Source organism: Rhodoferax sp. GW821-FHT07F03 (assembly GCF_059418745.1).
Map to the genome: position 1 here is coordinate 20,995 of NZ_JBWKQM010000018.1, position 19,123 is coordinate 40,117.

14 protein-coding genes are annotated in these 19,123 nt (G+C 63.0%); 6 read left to right on the forward strand and 8 right to left on the reverse strand.

Annotation, left to right across the window (positions count from 1 at the left end):
- Window positions 1-2: 2 nt before the first annotated feature.
- From AC07R0_RS23480 to manD, 4 genes are all read left to right on the forward strand, one after another.
- A complete protein-coding gene (locus AC07R0_RS23480; protein WP_116604620.1) occupies window positions 3-668 on the forward strand; it encodes an amino acid ABC transporter permease in 666 nt (221 codons plus the stop codon).
- Window positions 665-1,324: an amino acid ABC transporter permease gene (locus AC07R0_RS23485; RefSeq protein WP_495106682.1), complete on the forward strand. Its 660-nt coding sequence runs from the start codon at window positions 665-667 to the stop codon at window positions 1,322-1,324. Before AC07R0_RS23480 ends, AC07R0_RS23485 begins: the two co-directional genes overlap by 4 nt.
- A complete protein-coding gene (locus AC07R0_RS23490) occupies window positions 1,321-2,109 on the forward strand; it encodes an ATP-binding cassette domain-containing protein (protein ID WP_315232637.1) in 789 nt (262 codons plus the stop codon). The genes AC07R0_RS23485 and AC07R0_RS23490 overlap by 4 nt, the downstream gene beginning before the upstream one ends.
- A gap of 191 nt (window positions 2,110-2,300) precedes the next feature.
- Window positions 2,301-3,512, forward strand: a complete 1,212-nt coding sequence (gene manD, locus AC07R0_RS23495) for a D-mannonate dehydratase ManD (RefSeq protein ID WP_495106683.1) — start codon at window positions 2,301-2,303, stop codon at window positions 3,510-3,512.
- A 6-nt stretch (window positions 3,513-3,518) separates the two neighbouring features.
- Here the strand turns inward: manD and AC07R0_RS23500 are convergent, their stop codons facing one another.
- The 3 genes from AC07R0_RS23500 to AC07R0_RS23510 all read right to left on the reverse strand — a co-directional run bounded on the left by AC07R0_RS23500 (window position 3,519) and on the right by AC07R0_RS23510 (window position 8,598).
- A complete protein-coding gene (locus AC07R0_RS23500; protein WP_495106684.1) occupies window positions 3,519-5,690 on the reverse strand; it encodes a putative bifunctional diguanylate cyclase/phosphodiesterase in 2,172 nt (723 codons plus the stop codon).
- Between the two features lie 11 nt (window positions 5,691-5,701).
- Window positions 5,702-7,261, reverse strand: coding sequence for a methyl-accepting chemotaxis protein (locus AC07R0_RS23505; RefSeq protein WP_495099260.1), 1,560 nt, complete (start codon window positions 7,259-7,261; stop codon window positions 5,702-5,704).
- A 281-nt stretch (window positions 7,262-7,542) separates the two neighbouring features.
- Window positions 7,543-8,598 (reverse strand): quinone-dependent dihydroorotate dehydrogenase, encoded by a 1,056-nt coding sequence (locus AC07R0_RS23510; RefSeq protein ID WP_495106685.1) that lies wholly within the window; start codon window positions 8,596-8,598, stop codon window positions 7,543-7,545.
- 42 nt (window positions 8,599-8,640) lie between these two features.
- Here AC07R0_RS23510 and rpiA point away from each other — a divergent pair, with 42 nt between their 5' ends.
- Complete coding sequence (gene rpiA / locus AC07R0_RS23515) at window positions 8,641-9,312, forward strand: ribose-5-phosphate isomerase RpiA (protein ID WP_495106686.1); 672 nt, start codon at window positions 8,641-8,643, stop codon at window positions 9,310-9,312.
- A gap of 3 nt (window positions 9,313-9,315) precedes the next feature.
- On the opposite strand, the gene AC07R0_RS23520 is transcribed toward rpiA, so the two are convergent.
- The 5 genes from AC07R0_RS23520 to AC07R0_RS23540 form a co-directional block, all read right to left on the reverse strand.
- The gene (locus tag AC07R0_RS23520) at window positions 9,316-9,951 is read right to left on the reverse strand and encodes a DUF4124 domain-containing protein (RefSeq protein ID WP_495106687.1); all 636 of its coding nucleotides are present in this window, start codon (window positions 9,949-9,951) and stop codon (window positions 9,316-9,318) included.
- A gap of 23 nt (window positions 9,952-9,974) precedes the next feature.
- The gene (locus AC07R0_RS23525) at window positions 9,975-12,032 is read right to left on the reverse strand and encodes a M3 family metallopeptidase (RefSeq protein ID WP_495106688.1); all 2,058 of its coding nucleotides are present in this window, start codon (window positions 12,030-12,032) and stop codon (window positions 9,975-9,977) included.
- Window positions 12,033-12,062: 30 nt separating this feature from the next.
- Entirely contained in the window at window positions 12,063-12,917 is an 855-nt protein-coding gene (gene folD / locus AC07R0_RS23530; protein WP_495106689.1) for a bifunctional methylenetetrahydrofolate dehydrogenase/methenyltetrahydrofolate cyclohydrolase FolD, read from the reverse strand.
- A gap of 73 nt (window positions 12,918-12,990) precedes the next feature.
- Window positions 12,991-13,617, reverse strand: a complete 627-nt coding sequence (locus AC07R0_RS23535) for a response regulator transcription factor (RefSeq protein ID WP_495099254.1) — start codon at window positions 13,615-13,617, stop codon at window positions 12,991-12,993.
- Complete coding sequence (locus tag AC07R0_RS23540) at window positions 13,614-16,169, reverse strand: PAS domain S-box protein (RefSeq protein WP_495099253.1); 2,556 nt, start codon at window positions 16,167-16,169, stop codon at window positions 13,614-13,616. Before AC07R0_RS23540 ends, AC07R0_RS23535 begins: the two co-directional genes overlap by 4 nt.
- A 209-nt stretch (window positions 16,170-16,378) precedes the next feature.
- Here AC07R0_RS23540 and aceE point away from each other — a divergent pair, with 209 nt between their 5' ends.
- Window positions 16,379-19,084 (forward strand): pyruvate dehydrogenase (acetyl-transferring), homodimeric type, encoded by a 2,706-nt coding sequence (aceE, locus tag AC07R0_RS23545; protein WP_495099252.1) that lies wholly within the window; start codon window positions 16,379-16,381, stop codon window positions 19,082-19,084.
- Window positions 19,085-19,123: the final 39 nt, after the last annotated feature.

Below are 19,123 nucleotides of genomic sequence, written 5' to 3' on the forward strand. Positions count from 1 at the left end.
CCATGGACGTCGACTTTTCCCCGCTGATCGACAACTGGCGCTTCTTCGCCAGCGGTTTCGGCGTCACGGTGGCACTCAGCGTCATCAGCGCCATCACCAGCTTGCTGGCGGGCCTGGTGATCGCCTTGCTGCGCCTGTACGGGCCGCGCTGGCTCAGCCGGCTGCTGGTGTTCTATGTGGACACCATGCGGGCCATCCCCATCCTGGTGGTGCTGGTGTGGATCTACTTCGCGTTTCCGATCCTGGCCGGCGTGACCTTTCCGCCGTTCTGGGCGGCGCTGGTGGGGCTGACCCTGCACATTGCCGCTTACGCGTCGGAGATCATCCGTGCGGGCATCGAGTCCATCCGCCCCGGCCAGACCCGGGCCGGACTGGCGCTGGGCATGTCGCGGGCGCAGATCCTGCGCAAGATCATCCTGCCGCAGGCCACGATACGCATGCTGCCGGCCTTCGGCTCGGTGCTGACCATGGCCATCAAGGACACGGCCATCGCCACCGTGATCGCCGTGCCCGAGCTGATGCACCGCGCCGAGACCGTGGCCGGCCAGAGCTACCGGCCGGTGGAGGTGTTCACCGCGGTGATGGTGCTGTACTTCCTGCTGCTGTTCCCGGTGACCCGCGTGGTCGACCGCGCTTACCACAAACTCGCACACCTGGGGCGCTCATGAACTTCGACTGGAACGTCATATGGACACACCGCAGCGCGCTGATGGAAGGCGCTGCGATGACGGTCGGCCTGACGGTTGTGACCATGCTGCTGGCCGTGCCGGGCGGCATTCTGCTGGCGCTGATGCGCCTCTCAAACAACAAGCTGCTGAACAATGCTTCGCTGGCCTTCGTCGAGTTCTTCCGCAACCTGCCGCTGATCCTGGTCATCTACTGGGCCTTCTACGTGATGCCGATGGCGTTTGACGTGCAGTTCTCGGCCCTGACGACCGCGCTGGTGGCCCTGGTGCTGAACATCTCGGCCTACAACGCCGAGACCTTCCGCGCCGGCATCAACTCGATCCGCAAGGGGCAGATGGAAGCCGCGCTGGCCATGGGCATGTCGCGCCGCCAGGCGATGTTCAAGGTAGTGATTCCGCAGGCCGGCCGGCGCATCCTGCCGGTGCTGGCCAGCACCTGGATATCGCTGTTCAAGGACACCTCGCTGGTCTCGGTGATCGCCGTCAGCGAACTCGCCTACACCTCCATGCAGATCCGCGCGCAGACCTTCCGCGTGCTGGAGATGCTGACCGCCATGGCCGCGCTGTACTGGCTGATGGGCTACCCCCAGGCCAAGCTGGTCGATTGGATTCACAAGAAATACGGAGTCAAGGAATGAACACAACGACTGTGCCCAGTGCACTGGCCCGCAAGGGTGCCGACCAGCCGCCCGTGCTGGTGTATGAAAACGTGCGCAAGATGTACGGCGATTTCGTGGCGCTGAACGGCGTTTCGCTGCAGGTCAACAAGGGCGAGGTGATGTGCCTGATCGGCCCCTCGGGCTCGGGCAAGTCCACCTTGCTGCGCTGTACCAATGCGCTGGAGACGCTGAACGGCGGCCGCGTGCTGCTCGACGGCGTGCCCTTGCCCACCAAGGAGTCCGAGGTGCGCAAGGTGCGCCAGCGCATGGGCATGGTGTTCCAGAGCTTCGAGCTGTTCCCGCACAAGACGGCGCTGGACAACGTGGCCATGGGCCCGATCACCGTGCTCGGCATGCCCGAGGCCGAGGCCCGCGCCCGTGCCATGAAGCTGCTGGAAAAAGTGGGCCTTGCGTCCAAGGCGCAGAACTACCCGGCCAATCTGTCCGGCGGCCAGCAGCAGCGCGTGGCGATTGCCCGGGCCCTGGCCATGGAGCCGGAGGTCATGCTGTTTGATGAGCCGACCTCGGCACTGGACCCGGAGACCGTGGGCGAGGTGCTGAACGTGATGAAGAAGCTGGCGCAAGAGGGCATGACCATGATCGTCGTCACCCACGAGATGAGCTTCGCCCAGCGCGTGGCCAACTGGGTGGTGGTGTTCGAGAACGGCGCCATCATGGAAGAAGGCCCGCCCGCGCAGATCTTCGACAACCCCACCGTGGCGCGCACCCGCGACTTCCTAGGCCACCTGGGCTGGAATGGCTAGAAATGTTGCACACCCCCAGGCTACACACTGCGTGTTTTCGCCAACCCCCTTGCAGGGGGCGACACCAGCGGCCCGGCAAAGCCGGTTCCGCGGTGTCCCTGGAACTGTGCGACAGCTAGCCGTGAGGCCTGATCCAGTGTTCGAGTCCTTGAGCCCAGCAAAGTAACTTCATTTAAACCACCCATTCCATTATGAAAATCACCAACGCCCGCGTGATCGTCTGCAGCCCCGGCCGCAACTTCGTCACCCTGAAGATCGAAACCGACGAAGGCCTGACCGGCATCGGCGACGCCACGCTGAACGGCCGCGAGCTGTCCGTCGTCAGCTACCTGACTGACCACGTCATTCCCTGCCTGATCGGCCGCGATGCGCACCAGATCGAAGACATCTGGCAGTACCTGTACAAGGGCGCCTACTGGCGCCGCGGCCCGGTGACCATGAGCGCGATTGCCGCCGTCGACACCGCGCTGTGGGACATCAAGGCCAAGGCCGCCAACCTGCCGCTGTACCAGCTGCTGGGTGGCCGCAGCCGCTCTGGCGTGATGGTCTACGGCCACGCCAACGGCAAGGACATCGAACACACGGTGGACGAAGTGCTGCGCTACAAGGAGATGGGTTACAAGGCCATCCGCGCGCAAAGCGGCGTGCCCGGCCTGGAAGCGGTCTACGGCGTGGGCAAGGGCAATATGTTCTACGAGCCGGCCGACGGCAACCTGCCCAGCGAACACGACTGGAGCAGCGAAAAATACCTGCTGCACGCGCCCAAGCTGTTCGATGCGGTGCGCCAGGCCGTGGGCCCGGACATCCATTTGCTGCACGACGTACACCACCGCCTGACGCCCATCGAAGCCGGGCGCCTGGGCAAGTCGCTGGAGCCGTTCCACCTGTTCTGGATGGAAGACGCAACCCCGGCCGAGAACCAGGACGCGTTCCGTCTGATCCGCCAGCACACCACCACGCCGCTGGCGGTGGGCGAGATCTTCAACACCATCTGGGACTGCAAGGACCTGATCCAGAACCAGCTGATCGACTACATCCGTACCACGATCGTGCATGCCGGTGGCCTCACGCATCTGCGCCGCATCGCCGACTTTGCATCGCTGTACCAGGTGCGCACTGGCTGCCACGGCGCCACCGATCTGTCGCCGGTGTGCATGGGCACGGCCCTGCATTTCGACACCTGGGTGCCGAACTTCGGTGTCCAGGAATACATGCGCCACACCGAGCTGACCGACGAGGTGTTCCCGCACAGCTACAGCTTCAAGGACGGCTACATGCACTGCGGCGAGACCATAGGCCATGGCGTGGAAATCAACGAAGAACTGGCCGCCAAGTACCCGTACCAGCGCGCCTACCTGCCGGTCAACCGGCTCCAGCACGACGGCACGCTGGTGAACTGGTAATGCTATTTAAATAGGAGCTGCTGGCGCAGGTGGAATGTGCGCTGGCGGCTTGTTTTGTATAAATTTCTGCAGCGCGTCAGCGGGCTCGGGTCGGCCAAAGTGGTAGCCCTGGAAGGCATCGCAGCCTAGGCCGGCCAGGAAGTCGCGCTGGGCTGCGGTTTCCACGCCTTCGGCGATCACCGCCAGCCCCAGGCTGTGGCCTAGCGCCACGATGGTGCGGGCGATGACCGCGTCGCTGGGGTCGGTCAGAATGTCGCGCACAAAGCTCTGGTCGATCTTCAGCTGGTCCAGTGGCAGGCGCTTGAGGTGCGACAGCGACGAGTAGCCGGTGCCGAAGTCGTCCAGCGAGAAGCACACGCCCTGGGCCTTCAGCTGGTTCATCTTCAGGATCACGTCTTCCACATCGTTGACCAGCATGCTCTCGGTCAGCTCCAGTTTCAGCAGGTGCGGGTTGGCGCCGGTGTGCTGCAGTGCGGCCACCACGGTGGCCACAAAGTCGGCCTGGGCGAACTGGCTGGCGCTGACGTTGACGGCCATGGTCCAGCCCGCGGTAGCGGGGTGCTGGGCCCAGGCCTGCAACTGCGTGCAAGCGGTTTCCAGCACCCACTGGCCCAGGGGCAGAATCAGCCCGCTTTCTTCGGCCAGCCCAATGAATTGCCCGGGAGGCACCGGGCCGCGCTGCGGGCTGTGCCAGCGTACCAGGGCCTCGGCACCGATCGGCCCGCCCCGCCCATTCACCTGTACTTGGTAGTGCAATAGGAATTCGTTTTGTGCCAGGCCCTGGCGCAGGTCTTTTTCCAGCTCGGCATGGGCCAGTACGGCGGCTTGCATGGCGGGGTCGAAAAAGCAGGCCGTGTTGCGGCCGGCCGATTTGGCCTGGTACATGGCCACGTCGGCCTTCTTGAGTAATTCATCTTGGCTGGTGTGGTCTTGCGCAAACACCACGATGCCGATGCTGGGCGTGCTTTCGTGGATCTGTTCGCGCAAGGTGTAGGGCTGGCTCAGTGCGTACAGTATCTTGCTGGCAATGGCTTCGGTCTGGGTGGCGGCCTCATGGGCGTGGCTGCTCAAGGCCTCCAGCAGCACCACGAATTCGTCACCACCCAGGCGGGCCACGCAGTCGACTTCGCGCATGCAGTTGTTCAGCCGCAGCGCGACTTGCTGCAATAGCAGGTCGCCCACGTCGTGGCCGCGTGTGTCGTTGAGCTGCTTGAAATGGTCCAGGTCCAGGAACATCACTGCGCCGTGCTGGCGGCTACGGTTGGCACTGGCAATGGCTTGCTTGAGACGGTCCATCAGCATGCGCCGGTTGGGCAGGCCTGTCAGCGGGTCGTAGAAGGCCAGGCGGCGGATTTCCTCATCTTGCCGGTGGCGCTGGGTGGTGTCGCGCACCATGCCGATGAAGGTGGGCTGGCCTGCACGGTCCACCTGCGACACCGAAAGGCTCATGGGAAATATCTGGCCGTTTTTGCGCAGGCCTTCGACCTCTCTTGGCGCACCGATGATGCGGGCTTCGCCGGTGTGCTGGAAATGCCGCAGATAGCCGTCGTGGTGCTGGCGGTGCGGTGCTGGCATCAGCATCGATACATTGCGGCCCAGCACTTCGTCCACGCTGTAGCCAAAAATTTTGCTGGCGGCCTTGTTGAACGACTCCATCAAACCTTGCGCATTGATGGTGATGACGCCATCCACCATATTGTCCAAAATCGCCTGACTGTGCTGGGCAGTGGCCTGCAGCGCTTCCTGGCCGGCCAGCAGCTGCTGCTTGCGCCGTGTAGTGTTTTGGTGCGACACCACAAAGTGCCCAGGGTGGTCGCGCATGGCCGATATGCGGACCATGAACCAGCGCTTTTCCTGTGCGGTGTGGCAGGGGTATTCGCAGTCGAAGGCTTCTTCGTCGCCATCCAGCACGGCCTGGATTTTGGGTAGCACCGGGCCGGAAGGCGGCTTGTTGTGGCCGACGTAGAGGTGGCACATGTCCAGGTAGTTGCTACCTGGCCAGGGATGGTCGGGCGGCAGGCCATGGTGGCCGAAGTCGCGCCAGGCGCGGTTCACGTAATGGATCTGGCCGGTCTTGTCGATGATGGCGATTTGGCTGTACAGCGAGTCGAGTACCGAAGCAGGCAGGCTGCCGGCCAGGGGCATACAGCCCCAGTCAGCCTGGGGGGCAAGGTACATCAGCACATGTCTCAGGGCAGATGGAAGATTTGCACTGCACGCGCCAGGTTCATGCTGCTGTCGCTCAAGCCTTCGGCCGAGGCGGCCGACTGCTCCACCAGCGCAGCGTTTTGCTGGGTGACGCTGTCCAGCTGGGTCACCGCTTCGTTGACCTGCGAGATACCCAGGGATTGCTCTTGCGTGGCGTTGGTGATCTGGCGTATCAAGGCGCCGACTTCCTTCACCGAGGCCACCACTTCGTCGATGGTGCGACCAGCGTCGCTCATCTGGTTGCTGCCGGCGGCAACCTGTTCGGCCGACTGCGCGATCAGTGCGCGGATCTCGCGGGCTGCTGTGGCACTGCGCTGGGCCAGGGCCCGCACTTCGCTGGCGACGACGGCGAAGCCTCGGCCTTGTTCGCCGGCGCGGGCGGCCTCCACGGCGGCATTCAGGGCCAGGATGTTGGTTTGGAAGGCAATGCTTTCGATCACGCCAATGATTTCCTGCACCTTTTTTGACGAGGCGTTGATGTTCTCCATCGCCACGCCCACCTGGTGTACAGCCTGACCGCCACGGGTTGCGACGCTGCTGCTTTTCTCACCTTGCTGGGCGACTTGCCGGGCTGTGTCGGCGGTCTGCTGCACGGTGCTGGACAGCTGCTCCATGCTGGCGGCGGTTTCTTCAAGGCTGCTGGCTTGGGACTCGGTGCGGGACGACAGGTCCTGGCTGCTGGCGGCGATTTCGGCCGCCGTTTGGCTGAAGCCGTTGATCTCTGATTTCACGTCGCCAATCACGGCGCGCAGGTTGATCTGGATCTGCCGCAGGCTGCGGCTCAGGCTGCCCAGCGGGCCGCCGCGGTCCTGCGGGACGGTGGTGCCGAGATTGCAGCCTGAGATATCGCTGGCAAATTGCTCGGCATCGGCAATCACATCGGACACATGGCGCTTGAACCACAGCACCATCACGCTGGCGCCGGCGATTTGCAGGGCGACTTGCAGCAGCCGTCCGCCCATGCCTTCCATGCCCAGCAGCACCGGCGTCAGGCCCACGGCAACCATGCCCGCCAACACCAGCACGTAACGCTGGGTGAAAGAGATACGCTCCAGTCGGCCCAACAGGCCACGCCAGCCTAGCAGGCGCACGGAGCCGGCGTGCAGTTCAAAGCTCGGCTTGCCGGATTCGCGTTCGGCACGGATGCGTGCGTACAACTGCTCGGCGTCCTGGATCTTTTGTCGGCTAGGCTTGGTGCGCACCGACATGTAGCCGCGTGGCTTGCCGTTGTGCATGATGGGGGTGACATTGGCTTCGACCCAGTAGAAGGAGCCGTCCTTGCGCCGGTTCTTCACCATGCCGCTCCAGGCCCGTCCGCGGCCTATGGTTTGCCACATGTCCTTGTATGCCTCCGGGGGCATGTCAGGGTGGCGGATCATATTGTGTGGCTGGCCTATCAGTTCTTCGTAGAGATAGCCGCTGACCTGCTCAAAAGCGTCGTTGCAGTGAGTGATGAGGCCCTTGGTGTCAGTCGTGGACACAAGCATGCTCTTAGCTGGGAAGTCGTATTCCTGGGCCGTGACGGGTAGGTTAAGTCGCATGGTGGCTTGTTCCTAGATGTTGCACGTGGTTGGCATTAGACAATAGCTTGGCGCTCAGCAGATGCTCTCGCGGACAGGATTTTCCGGCTGTCTGATCTAGGTCAAACAGGCTGGGTTTGTTTGCTTCGTTTGCTCACAGAATGTAAGGTTTTAGGCATGTTTTCTAGGGATGCAGATTGCGTTAGCCGTGGCAAGAGCTTTCGTTATCGCGGCGCTGGCGGGCTTATTGGCCTGCTATTTAATTGGGAGCTATCAGTGTAGATAATTCCTGCGCTAGAGCCTTATTTCTTCATGTTTTTAATTGCCTGTGCTGCCTGCTGCACTAGCGCCGGGCCTTGGTAGATCAGGCCGGTGTAGATCTGTACCACGTCGGCACCGGCGTCGATCTTGCTCACAGCGTCGGCTGCGCTCAGGATGCCGCCCACGCCCACAATCGGGAAGCCCTTGCCCAGGGCAGCGCGCAGCTGGCGAATCACGCGGTTGCTGGCCGGCAGCACCGGTGCGCCACTCAGGCCGCCGGTTTCTTCTGCATGCGCCATGCCTTTCACAGCATCGCGGCTGAGGGTGGTGTTGGTGGCGATCACGCCGTTCATGGTGTGGCGCTGCAGCGTGGCGGCGATCACGGCCACTTGGCCCTCGTCCAGGTCGGGGGCAATCTTCACGAAGATGGGCACGCGCTTGCCGTGCTGCTGCGCCAGTTGGGCGCGCCGTTCGGCCACGGCGCCTAGCAAGCCGTCCAGCGCCTCGTCGCTCTGCAGGGCGCGCAGGTTCTTGGTGTTGGGGCTGGAGATGTTCACCGTCACGTAGTCAGCATGCGGGTAGACACCGTCCAGTGCCAGCAGGTAGTCGTCGGTGGCGCGTTCGATCGGTGTCGCTGCGTTCTTGCCGATGTTCAGGCCCAGCAGCATGGGCGTGCCCCCGGCCTTGCTGCGGAAGCGGGCGCGCTGCACATTGGCCACAAAGGCCGCCAGCCCGCCGTTGTTGAAGCCCAGGCGGTTGATCAGCGCATTCGCCTGGGGCAGGCGGAACATGCGCGGCTGCGGGTTGCCTGGCTGCGCCAGCGGCGTGACCGTGCCCACCTCCACAAAGCCGAAACCCATGGCGCCCAGGCCGTCGATGCAGCGGGCGTTCTTGTCCAGGCCGGCAGCCAGGCCCACGCGGTTGGGGAATTGCAGCCCGGCCAGTTGCACCGGGTCGCTGACAGTGGGTTGGCGGTACAGGCATTCCAGCGGCGTGCCCTGGGTACGGGCAATGGCGTTCAGCGTGAGGTCGTGGGCGGCTTCGGGGTCCAGGCCAAACAGAAACGGGCGGGCCAGGGCGTAGGGGATGAGGGGCATTGGATAATTAGGGTTTTTCTACTTAACCACGGATTTTCCCAGATGACACAAGATGAACTGAAAACCCTGGTCGGCCAGGCTGCGTTGCGCTATGTGGTGCCAGGCGAAATTGTGGGCGTGGGCACCGGCTCCACCGTCAACAAGTTCATTGACGCGCTGGCCACCATCAAGGACCAGGTCAAAGGCGCGGTGTCCAGTTCTGAGGCCAGCACCGCCAAATTGAAAGCGCTGGGCATCCCCGTGTTCGACGCCAATGACGTGGGCGAGCTGGCGGTGTACATCGACGGTGCGGACGAGATCGACGGCCAGGGCCATATGGTCAAGGGGGGCGGTGCGGCGCTGACGCGCGAGAAGATCGTGGCCGCCCAGTCGCGCCAGTTCGTCTGCATTGCCGACGAGAGCAAGCTGGTGCAGACCCTGGGCCAGTTCCCGCTGCCGGTGGAAGTCATCCCCATGTCCTCGAACCGCCTGGTGCGCCAGTTTGCCGCCATGGGGGGGCAGGCCAAGCTGCGCCTGAAGGACGGCCAACCGCTGGTGACCGACAACGGCCAGTACATCCTAGATGTGACGGGCCTGCAGATCAGCGACCCAGTGGCTTTCGAAAACCAGGTCAGCCAGTGGCCCGGTGTGGTGACAGTGGGCGTATTTGCCTTGCAAAAAGCCCATGTGTGCCTGCTGGGCACGGCGCAGGGCGTGAAAACCCTGGAGTTTTAAGCTCTAAAACTGGATGCCGCGCGGGTTGCGGCTGGTGTCCACCGGCTCGGGCTGCGGTGCTGCCGGGGCCGGAGCTGGTGCTGCCGGCGCTGCTGCTGGAGGCGCCTTGCTGGCCACCAGGGGCTGGGCCGGCGCACGCTTGTAGCTGGCTGGCAGCACCGATGATTTGGGGTAGGCCGCAGCATCCAGGTACTGCGTCCATTCCACATCCGAGAAGCCTTTGAGCTGCTGGCCGCCAATCGTGCCGAACGGCAGGCTGGTTTCACCGCTGATGCGTTTCAGTGCGTCGGCATCGGCATCGGTGTTCACGCTGCGCTCGGTAAATGGAATACCGCGTTGCACCAGCAGATTGCGCGCACTTTCGCAGGGGCTGCAGCCGGTACCGGTGTACAGCGTGACCGGATAACGCTTTACGATCTCTTGCAACTCAAACGGCAACGACGCGGCATTTACTGCGCTGCTGCCGTTTTTGTTGGTAGTGGTGACCTTGGCCGGGCTGCTGGGCGCCGGTGGTTGGTCAGAGAAAGTGACCTTGCCATCGGGGCCGACGATGCGGTAGACCGTCTGGGCATAGACGCTGCCAGCGGCCAGCGCCAATGTGGCGCAGGCCAGTGCGGTGTGGATGGGGGTAATGCGCATCGTAAAAATCCTCCAGGCCACTATTAAGCCATGCCTTGGTGGCGCAGCAGTGCATCTAGCGTGGGCGCGCGGCCACGGAAGGCCTTGAACGACTCCATGGCCGGGCGGCTGCCGCCGGCTTCCAGAATGGACTGGCGGTAGCGGCGGCCGGTTTCGATGTTGGCCGCGCCGTCCGCGCCAGCGGTTTCTTCGAACGCGGCGTAGGCGTCGGCGCTGAGCACCTCGGCCCATTTGTAGCTGTAGTAACCCGCCGCATAGCCGCCGGCGAAGATGTGGCTGAAGGTGTGCGCGGTACGGCTGAAGGCCGGGGCTTGCAGCACGGCGACCTCGTCGCGCACCTTGCGCAGCAGGGGCATGAAGTCCTGGGCCGGGTCGTGCTCGGTGTGCAGCAGCATGTCAAACAGCGAGAACTCGATCTGGCGCAGGGTTTGCAGGCCGCTTTGGAAGTTCTTGGCGGCGGTCATTTTGTCGAACAGCACGCGCGGCAGTGGCTCGCCCGTCTGCACGTGGGCCGTCATGTGCTTGAGCACATCCCACTCCCAGCAGAAGTTTTCCATGAACTGGCTGGGCAGCTCCACCGCGTCCCATTCCACGCCGCTGATGCCGGACACATCGCGCTCGTTGACCTGGGTCAGCATGTGGTGCAGGCCGTGGCCGAATTCGTGGAACAGGGTGGTCACGTCGTCGTGCGTCAGCAGTGGCGGCTGACCGTCCACGCCGTCGGCAAAGTTGCACACCAGATGCGCCACGGGGGTCTGCAGCGTGTGGGTGTCGGGGCGCAGCCAGCGGGCGCGCACGTCGTCCATCCAGGCACCGCCACGTTTGCCGGTGCGGGCCGATGGGTCCAGGTAGAACTGGCCCACCAATTGGCGGGGGGCATCTGCCGATGTACCACCCAGGCTGCGCTCGATGCGGTAGAACTCCACCGAGGGGTGCCACACGGGGGCGCTGTCGCGGCGGATAGAGACTTCGAACAGGGTTTCGATGATCTTGAACAGGCCGGCCAGCACCTTGGGCGCGGTGAAGTACTGCTTGACCTCTTGCTCGCTGAAGGCGTAGCGGGCTTCCTTGAGCTTTTCGCCCACATAGGGCCAGTCCCAGGGCTGGGGATCGACCAGGCCCAGGTGTTCGGCGGCAAAGCTGCGCAGGTCGGCTACGTCCTTTTCGGCAAACGGGCGGGCGCGCACACCCAGGTCGCGCAGGAAGTGGATTACTTCGGCGGGCGATTCAGCCATCTTGGGCACGACCGAGACTTCGCCGAAGTTCTGGTAGCCCAGCAGGCGGGCTTCTTCCTGGCGCAGCGCCAGGGTTTCGCGGATCAGGGCGGTGTTGTCGAACTGCACGGCCTCGCCTTCGGCCTGGTCGGACGCACGGGTCACGTAGGCGCGGTACAGGCGCTCGCGCAGCGGGCTGCTGGTGGCGAACTGCATCACCGGCAGGTAGCAGGGCATCTTCAGCGTGAGCTTGTAGCCTTCCTTGCCTTCGGCTTGGGCGGCGCTGCGGGCGGTGTGCTGCACATCGGCGGGCACGCCGTCCAGTTCGTCGGCCTGTGCGTAGTAGGCATAGGCGTCGGTCGCGTCCAGTGCGTTTTCGCTGAACTTCTGGCTGATTTCGGCCTGGCGTTCCTGGATGCGGGCAAAGCGCTCCTTGGCTGCTCCTTCCAGTTCGGCACCGCTGAGCACGAAGTTGCGCATGGCGTTGCGGTGGGCTTGCAGCTGTTCGACGTTCAGGCTGGCCGTGTCCACGGCTTTGTACTTGGCGTACAGGCGCTCATCCGCGCCCAGGCGGGTCCAGAACTCGGTGACGCGGGGCAGGGCTTCGTTGTAGGCGGCGCGCAGGGCCGGGGTGTCGGCTACGCTGTTCAAGTGGCTGACGGCGCCCCAGGCGCGGCCCAGTTGCTCGGTGCTCACATCCAGCGCTTTGGCGATCTCGGTCCACTGGGCCGGAAAATCAGGCTGCGTCACCGTGTCCAGTGCCGCATTCGCGTGGGCCAGCAACTGGTCCAGTGCGGGTGCCACATGTTCGGGCTGGATCTGGTCAAACAGGGGCAGGTCAGAGAAGTCGAGCAGTGGATTGGTCATGGTTTGGATGTGGCGTTAAGCGCGATAGATTCAAGAGGCGGCGGAACGTTCCGCAGCTTCCAATGTATTGACCAGCAACATGGTGATGGTCATGGGGCCAACGCCTCCGGGCACCGGGGTGATATGGCTTGCGACCTGGCGCACATTTTCAAAGTCCACGTCGCCGCACAGTTTGCCGTTGTCGTCGCGGTTCATGCCAACGTCGAGCACCACGGCGCCGGGCCTGACCATATCGGCGGTCAACACATTGCGCTTGCCCACAGCGGCGACGATGACGTCGGCTTGCAGGGTCATGGCTTTCAGGTCGGCTGTCGCGCTGTGGCAGATGGTGACGGTGGCGTTTTTTTGCAGCAGCATCAGGGCCATGGGCTTGCCGACGATATTGCTGCGGCCAATCACCACGGCGTGCTTGCCGCGCAGATCGTAGTTAATGCTTTCCAGCATCTTCATGCAACCATAGGGCGTGCAGGGCCAGAAGCCGGGCGTGCCGGTCATCAGCGCACCGGCGCTGGCGACGTGGAAGCCGTCCACGTCTTTGGCAGGTGAGATGGCTTCAATGACTTTTTGTGCGTCGATGTGCGCTGGCAAGGGCAGCTGCACCAGGATGCCGTGGATGCTGGGGTCGTTGTTCAGCGCGTCCACACGGGCCAGCAGATCGGCTTCGGACATACCGGCTTCGTACTTTTCCAGTACCGAGTGCAGGCCGGCATCGGCACAGGCCTTGACCTTGTTACGCACATACACCTGGCTGGCAGGGTTGTCGCCCACCAGAACGACGGCCAGGCCGGGCGTGGTGCCGCGGGCTTTCAGGGCTTGGGCGCGCGCAGCGACATCCTGGCGCAGTTGTTGGGACAGGGCGTTGCCATCGATCAGTTCAGCGGTCATTATTCAAAAAATCAAGTAAAAACGCCCGCTGGCGCAGGTCAGACGGGCGTGGGGTGCTATTTAATGTGTAGCGTCAGGTTTTCGGAGCAGCTTGTCCCAGGGCAATTTTCAGCAGGTCGGCCACGGTGTTGGCGTTGAGCTTTTCCATGATGTTGGCGCGGTGGGCCTCCACCGTCTTGATGCTGATACCCAGGTCGTCGGCGATCTGCTTGTTCAGCCGGCCGGCGACGATGCGCTCCAGCACCTGGGATTCGCGGGTGGTGAGCTTGGACAGCAGGGCGCCACGGCTGGCTGCTTGCTGGTAGTCCGTAAAGGTCTCTTTGGCGTGCTCCAGCATGCGCTCCACCAGGCCGACCAATTCGTCTTCCTTGAAGGGCTTCTGGATGAAGTCCATGGCGCCTTTTTTCATGGTGTCCACCGCCATGGGCACATCGCCGTGGCCGGTGATGAAGACGATGGGCAGGGGGGACTTGCGTTCGATCAGGCGGTCTTGCAGCTCCAGCCCGGTCATGCCACCCATGCGGATGTCAACGATCAGGCAGGCGACTTCGCGGGCGTCAAAGCGGCTTAAAAAGGACTCTGCGGAATCAAAGCAGCGGACCCGGTAGTCCTTGCCTTCCAGCAGCCATTGCAGCGAATCACGGACGGCCTCATCGTCGTCCACGACGTACACAGTACCTTTTTTGGGGATCAAACTCATGCAGTCACTCCGGGGGTTGGGGCGGGATTTGTAGGTCCACTCTGGGTAACAGAAAGTTGCGCCAGCGGGATCCAGAATGAAAAACGGCACCCTGTGCCTTCGTTTCCATTGTAGAGGTTCTCGGCTTGCATCCTGCCCAGGTGGGACTCGATGATGCTGCGGCACAGGTTCAGGCCGATGCCCATGCCTTCGGCTTTGGTGGAGAAGAAGGCTTCGAACAGGCGCTCCTTGACCTCGGGGGCCAGGCCTTTTCCGGTGTCGGTAACCGAGAACTCTATGCCGGCCTTGTCGTTTTCCATCTTCGGCACCACGCGCAGTTCGATGTTGCGTTGGGCGGTCGGGCGTTGCGCCAGATCGATGGCCTCGGCCGCATTGCGCAGCAGATTCACTAGCACCTGTTCGATCAGGATCGGGTCCACCAGCAGCCGGGGCAGGCGTGCCGCCACGTAATGGCTGAGGCGCACATTGCGCCGGCGCAGCTCGATGCCCGCCAGTTCCACCGCCTCGGACACCATGTGTGCCACGTCCGACTGGGTGCGGTTGGGTTCGCTGCGTTTCACGAAGGACTGGATGCGGTGGATGATCTGGCCGGCGCGCTGGGCCTGGCGCGCGGTCTTGTCCAGGGCGGCCAGCAGGTCGTCTTGCGCAATGCCTGGCCCTTTGATGCGCGAGACCATGCCGTTGCAGTAGTTGCTAATGGCGGCCAGTGGCTGGTTCAGCTCATGCGCCACGCTGGAGGCCATCTCACCCATGGTGATCAGGCGGCTGGAGGATTGCGCGCGCTCGGCCTGGGCGGCCGACTGCTCCTCGGCGCGGCGGCGTGGCGTGATGTCGGTGGCAATCACCATCTGTACCAGGCGGCCGTCCACCCAACTGAGATAGCGCGAGCGCACTTCCAGCCATTTGCCCAGGTCGGCCACGAAGATTTCCGCGCTTTCGGACTGGGTATCGGTCAGGCTGTCGGTGGGCAGGCCGGCGAACGCATCCACGTCGTCTTCGTTCTCGTCCTGGGTGGGGGCGGCGGGCACGCCAGCTTGCGCGGCCAGCTTTTCGTGCCCCACGGTCTGCACGCCAAACCACAGCCGGTACAGCTTGTTGGCAAACAGCAGCTCGTTGCTGTTGATCGGGGCCACCGAGACCGAAGCGTCCAGCGCCTCCAGCACCTTGGTGAAGCGTTCGTACGAGGCCGACAGCTGTTCGCGGATGCGGTTGGGCTCGGTGATGTCGGTCATGGAGGTCATCCAGCCGGTTTGCTTGCCCACCGCGTCGATCAGCGGCGCCACATACATGCGGCCATCGAACACCGTGCCGTCCTTGCGTTTCACCCGTACCTGGAAGCCGCCGGGCGGCGTGCGGCCGTTCAGCTCATCCTCCAGCCGTGCGGCCAGGTATTCGCGGTCTTCCTCGGGCCAGTGCGCAAAGGGTGCGGTATGTCCCACCAGGGCGGATTCGCTCCATCCGGTCATGCGGCAAAACGCCAGGTTCACATAAGTAATGCGCCCCTGCATGTCCAGCGCGCGCATGCCGGTCAGCATGGAGTTCTCCATGGCGCGGCGGAAGTTGGTTTCCGACAGCAAAGCCTGCTGGGCCTGCAGTCGGCGACGGGTGTGCTTCCAGTTACCGATCAACATCCAGGCGGTCAGCACGCTTAGGGCGCCGACCAGCCAGAACAGGCCGCTGCCGATTACACCCTGCGAGGTGCGGTAGGCCTGGGCGCGCAGGATCAGGCCGTTGCCCACCGGAGAGACCGGTATTTCATACGGCTCTGCCTGGCTGGACCAAGGCAGCAGCCGGTGGCTGACCGAGCGTATCGGCAACGCATTGCCCGCCAGCACCTGGTTGTTGCCGTTCAGCAGGGCGACCGCGTACTTGGCCAGCACCTCGGCGGGTACGCCGTAGCGCAGCAGGCTGTCGTTGGAATATTCGGCCAGCAGCACGCCGGCAAAGCGGCCCCGGTCGGCCAGCGGAATATGCAACTGCAGCAGGGGAATGGCATCAGCAGCGCCAGCCGGCTGCGCATACACCGGCTGCTGCAGATCGCGCGCCAGGCTGAAGGTGCTTTCGGTGTCGCCGCCCGGGCGCAGGAAGGTGTCCACTGCGCGGGTCTGCGAGGAGGGCAGGCTGGGCGAGGCGTAACTGGCTTTGACGCGGCGGCGTTCATCGATCCAGCTGACCGCCTGCAGGTCCGGGTGCTGGGCCACCAATGATTCCGCGCGGCTGATGAATTCCTCCACGTCCACCTCTTCATTGGAGATGTCGCGGCCGATGCGCATCAGCTGTTCCTGGCGCTCCAGCAGGCGCAGGCGGATTTGCTGCTGGGTGTATTCCACATCGCGTTTCACGGCCTCCTGCTCACGGTCGATTTCCTCCAGCCGCAAATACATAAAGGACGAGCCGATGGCGGCGAAGAACAGCAGCACCGCAATCAGCGGCGCCATCATGGCGAAGCGGTCTTGGCGGTGGGGCGATTGGCGGCTCCACCAGCGCCGCCACCATTTATGGGGCGCGATAGGCGAGGGTAAAAAAGAAGAGGAAGGGGGGCGCAAAGGCATGGTCGAAGTGTAGGGGACGCGTGGCCTACACCGGTTAGCAAGACAAAGACCATGGGGGCTTGTACTGAATTTAAAGCGCTTTTAATTCACATTATGAAATCAATATTCACATATTGAAAATGAAAAACTTTTGTGCAAAAATAGACGGGTCGCTCAAAAAAAACGCGTCAACCCCTCAAAATACCTCTTCCCAACATAGGAGACAAAGCATGTCAGCTGTACCTGAGAGCCTGTTTGGAGCCGCCACGACGGATGCGGACAGTCAGGAGACCCGCGAATGGATGGACGCCTTGTCCGCTGTGATTGAGAGTGAAGGTCCGGAGCGGGCGCACTTTTTGTTGGAGCAGCTGCTGGAACATGCACGTCAGAAAAGCATAGACATGCCTTTCTCCGGCAACACCGGCTATGTGAACACCATCGCCCCCGAGCATGAAGCCCGTTGCCCTGGCAACATCGAAATCGAAGAACGCCTGCGCGCCTACATGCGTTGGAACGCCATGGCCATGGTGGTCAAGGCCAATCGCCACCACCCGGTAGACGGCGGTGACCTGGGTGGCCACATCGGCTCCTTCGCTTCGCTGGCCCATATGTTTGGCGCCGGCTTTAACCATTTCTGGCATGCCGAGAGCGAAAACCACGGCGGCGACTGTCTGTACATCCAGGGCCATGTGTCGCCCGGTGTCTACGCCCGCGCCTACCTCGAAGGTCGCCTGACCGAAGACCAACTGCTGCATTTCCGCCAGGAAGTGGATGGTAAGGGCCTGTCCAGCTACCCGCATCCCAAGCTGATGCCCGAGTTCTGGCAGTTCCCCACGGTGTCCATGGGTCTGGGCCCGCTGATGGCTATCTACCAGGCCCGTTTCCTGAAATACCTGCACGCCCGTGGCATTGCCGACACCGCCAACCGCAAGGTCTGGGTGTTCTGCGGCGACGGCGAAATGGACGAAGTCGAATCCCTGGGCGCCATCGGCCTGGCCGCGCGTGAAAACCTGGACAACCTGATCTTCGTCGTCAACTGCAACCTGCAGCGCCTGGACGGCCCGGTGCGCGGCAACGGCAAGATCATCCAGGAGCTTGAAGGCGAGTTCCGCGGTGCTGGCTGGAACGTCATCAAGCTGCTGTGGGGCAGCGAGTGGGACAGCCTACTGGCCCGCGACAAGGACGGCGCGCTGAAAAAGCTGATGATGGACACGCTGGACGGCGACTACCAGGCCTTCAAGGCCAACGACGGTGCCTACGTGCGCAAGCATTTCTTCGGCCGCGATCCCCGCACGCTGGAAATGGTCGCCCACATGAGCGACGACGAAATCTTCGCCCTGAAGCGTGGCGGCCATGACCCGAAAAAGGTCTACGCAGCCTACGACAAGGCCGTCAACCACACCGGCCAACCCACTGTGCTGCTGATCAAGACCGTCAAGGGCTTCGGCATGGGCAAGAGCGGTGAAGGCAAGAACAACGTCCACCAGACCAAGAAGCTGACCGACGAAGACATCAAAATCTTCCGTGACCGCTTCAACATTCCAATCCCAGACAGCCAGCTGCCCGAGATCCCCTTCTATAAGCCGGCCGACGACACCCCGGAAATGCAGTACCTGCACGAGCGCCGCAAGGCCCTGGGCGGCTACCTGCCACACCGCCGCACCAAGGCCGACGAGAGCTTCACCGTGCCCGCGCTGGAAACCTTCAAGTCGGTGATCGAAGCTACGCCAGAAGGCCGCGAGATTTCCACCACGCAAGCCTATGTGCGCTTCCTGACCACGCTGCTGCGTGACCAGGCCCTGGGCCCCCGCGTGGTGCCAATTCTGGTGGATGAAGCCCGTACCTTCGGTATGGAAGGTCTGTTCCGCCAGATCGGTATCTACAACCCGGCAGGCCAGCAGTACACCCCGGTCGATAAAGACCAAGTCATGTACTACAAGGAAGACAAGGCCGGTCAGATCCTGCAAGAAGGTATCAACGAAGCCGGCGGCATGGCCAGCTGGATCGCTGCAGCCACCAGCTACAGCACCAGCAACCGCATCATGGTGCCGTTCTATGTGTACTACTCGATGTTCGGCTTCCAGCGCATTGGCGACCTGGCCTGGGCAGCGGGCGACATGCAAGCCCGCGGCTTCCTGCTGGGCGGCACGTCGGGTCGTACCACGCTGAACGGCGAAGGCCTGCAGCACGAAGACGGCCACAGCCACATCATGGCTGGCACGATTCCGAACTGCATCAGCTACGACCCGACGTTTGCGCATGAAGTGGCCGTCATCCTGCACCATGGCCTGAAGCGCATGGTTGAGAAACAGGACAACGTCTACTACTACCTGACCCTGCTGAACGAAAACTACGCCATGCCTGGCCTCACCGCCGGCACCGAAGAGCAGATCATCAAGGGCATGTATCTGTGCAAGCCGGCTACCGACGGCAAGGGCGTGGTCCAGCTGCTGGGTTCGGGCACCATCCTGCGCGAGTCGATTGCAGCGCAAGAGCTGCTGGAAAAAGAGTGGGGCGTGTCCGCCAACGTCTGGAGCTGCCCAAGCTTCAACGAGCTGACCCGCGACGGCCAGGACGCAGAACGCTTCAACCTGCTGCACCCGCTGGAAACTCCTCGCGTCAGCTTCGTCGGCCAGCAACTGGCAGGCCAAACCGGCCCGGTCATTGCGTCCACCGACTACATGAAGGCGTACGCAGAGCAGATCCGTCCGTTCATCCCCAAGGGCCGTACCTACAAGGTGCTGGGCACCGACGGCTTTGGCCGTAGCGACTTCCGCAGCAAGCTGCGCGAGCACTTTGAAGTGAACCGCCACTACATCGTCGTGGCTACGCTGAAGGCGCTGAGCGAAGACGGCACGGTGCCGGCTGCCAAGGTGGCAGAGGCGATCGCCAAGTACGGCATCCAGGCCGACAAGATCAACCCGCTCTACGCTTAAACACTCACCTCGCAGGACCGGTCACCCCGGTCCTGTCCG

Excerpts from the sequence above, each read along its gene's own strand:
- AC07R0_RS23490 (WP_315232637.1), top strand. The coding sequence starts at position 1,321 with ATGAACACAACGACTGTGCCCAGTGCACTGGCCCGCAAGGGTGCCGAC.
- AC07R0_RS23525 (WP_495106688.1), bottom strand. The coding sequence starts at position 12,032 with ATGACCAATCCACTGCTCGACTTCTCTGACCTGCCCCTGTTTGACCAG.
- AC07R0_RS23520 (WP_495106687.1), bottom strand. The coding sequence starts at position 9,951 with ATGCGCATTACCCCCATCCACACCGCACTGGCCTGCGCCACATTGGCG.
- AC07R0_RS23480 (WP_116604620.1), top strand. The coding sequence starts at position 3 with ATGGACGTCGACTTTTCCCCGCTGATCGACAACTGGCGCTTCTTCGCC.
- folD (WP_495106689.1), bottom strand. The coding sequence starts at position 12,917 with ATGACCGCTGAACTGATCGATGGCAACGCCCTGTCCCAACAACTGCGC.
- AC07R0_RS23510 (WP_495106685.1), bottom strand. The coding sequence starts at position 8,598 with ATGCCCCTCATCCCCTACGCCCTGGCCCGCCCGTTTCTGTTTGGCCTG.
- AC07R0_RS23505 (WP_495099260.1), bottom strand. The coding sequence starts at position 7,261 with ATGCGACTTAACCTACCCGTCACGGCCCAGGAATACGACTTCCCAGCT.
- AC07R0_RS23500 (WP_495106684.1), bottom strand. The coding sequence starts at position 5,690 with ATGTACCTTGCCCCCCAGGCTGACTGGGGCTGTATGCCCCTGGCCGGC.
- aceE (WP_495099252.1), top strand. The coding sequence starts at position 16,379 with ATGTCAGCTGTACCTGAGAGCCTGTTTGGAGCCGCCACGACGGATGCG.
- AC07R0_RS23535 (WP_495099254.1), bottom strand. The coding sequence starts at position 13,617 with ATGAGTTTGATCCCCAAAAAAGGTACTGTGTACGTCGTGGACGACGAT.
- AC07R0_RS23485 (WP_495106682.1), top strand. The coding sequence starts at position 665 with ATGAACTTCGACTGGAACGTCATATGGACACACCGCAGCGCGCTGATG.
- AC07R0_RS23540 (WP_495099253.1), bottom strand. The coding sequence starts at position 16,169 with ATGCCTTTGCGCCCCCCTTCCTCTTCTTTTTTACCCTCGCCTATCGCG.
- rpiA (WP_495106686.1), top strand. The coding sequence starts at position 8,641 with ATGACACAAGATGAACTGAAAACCCTGGTCGGCCAGGCTGCGTTGCGC.
- manD (WP_495106683.1), top strand. The coding sequence starts at position 2,301 with ATGAAAATCACCAACGCCCGCGTGATCGTCTGCAGCCCCGGCCGCAAC.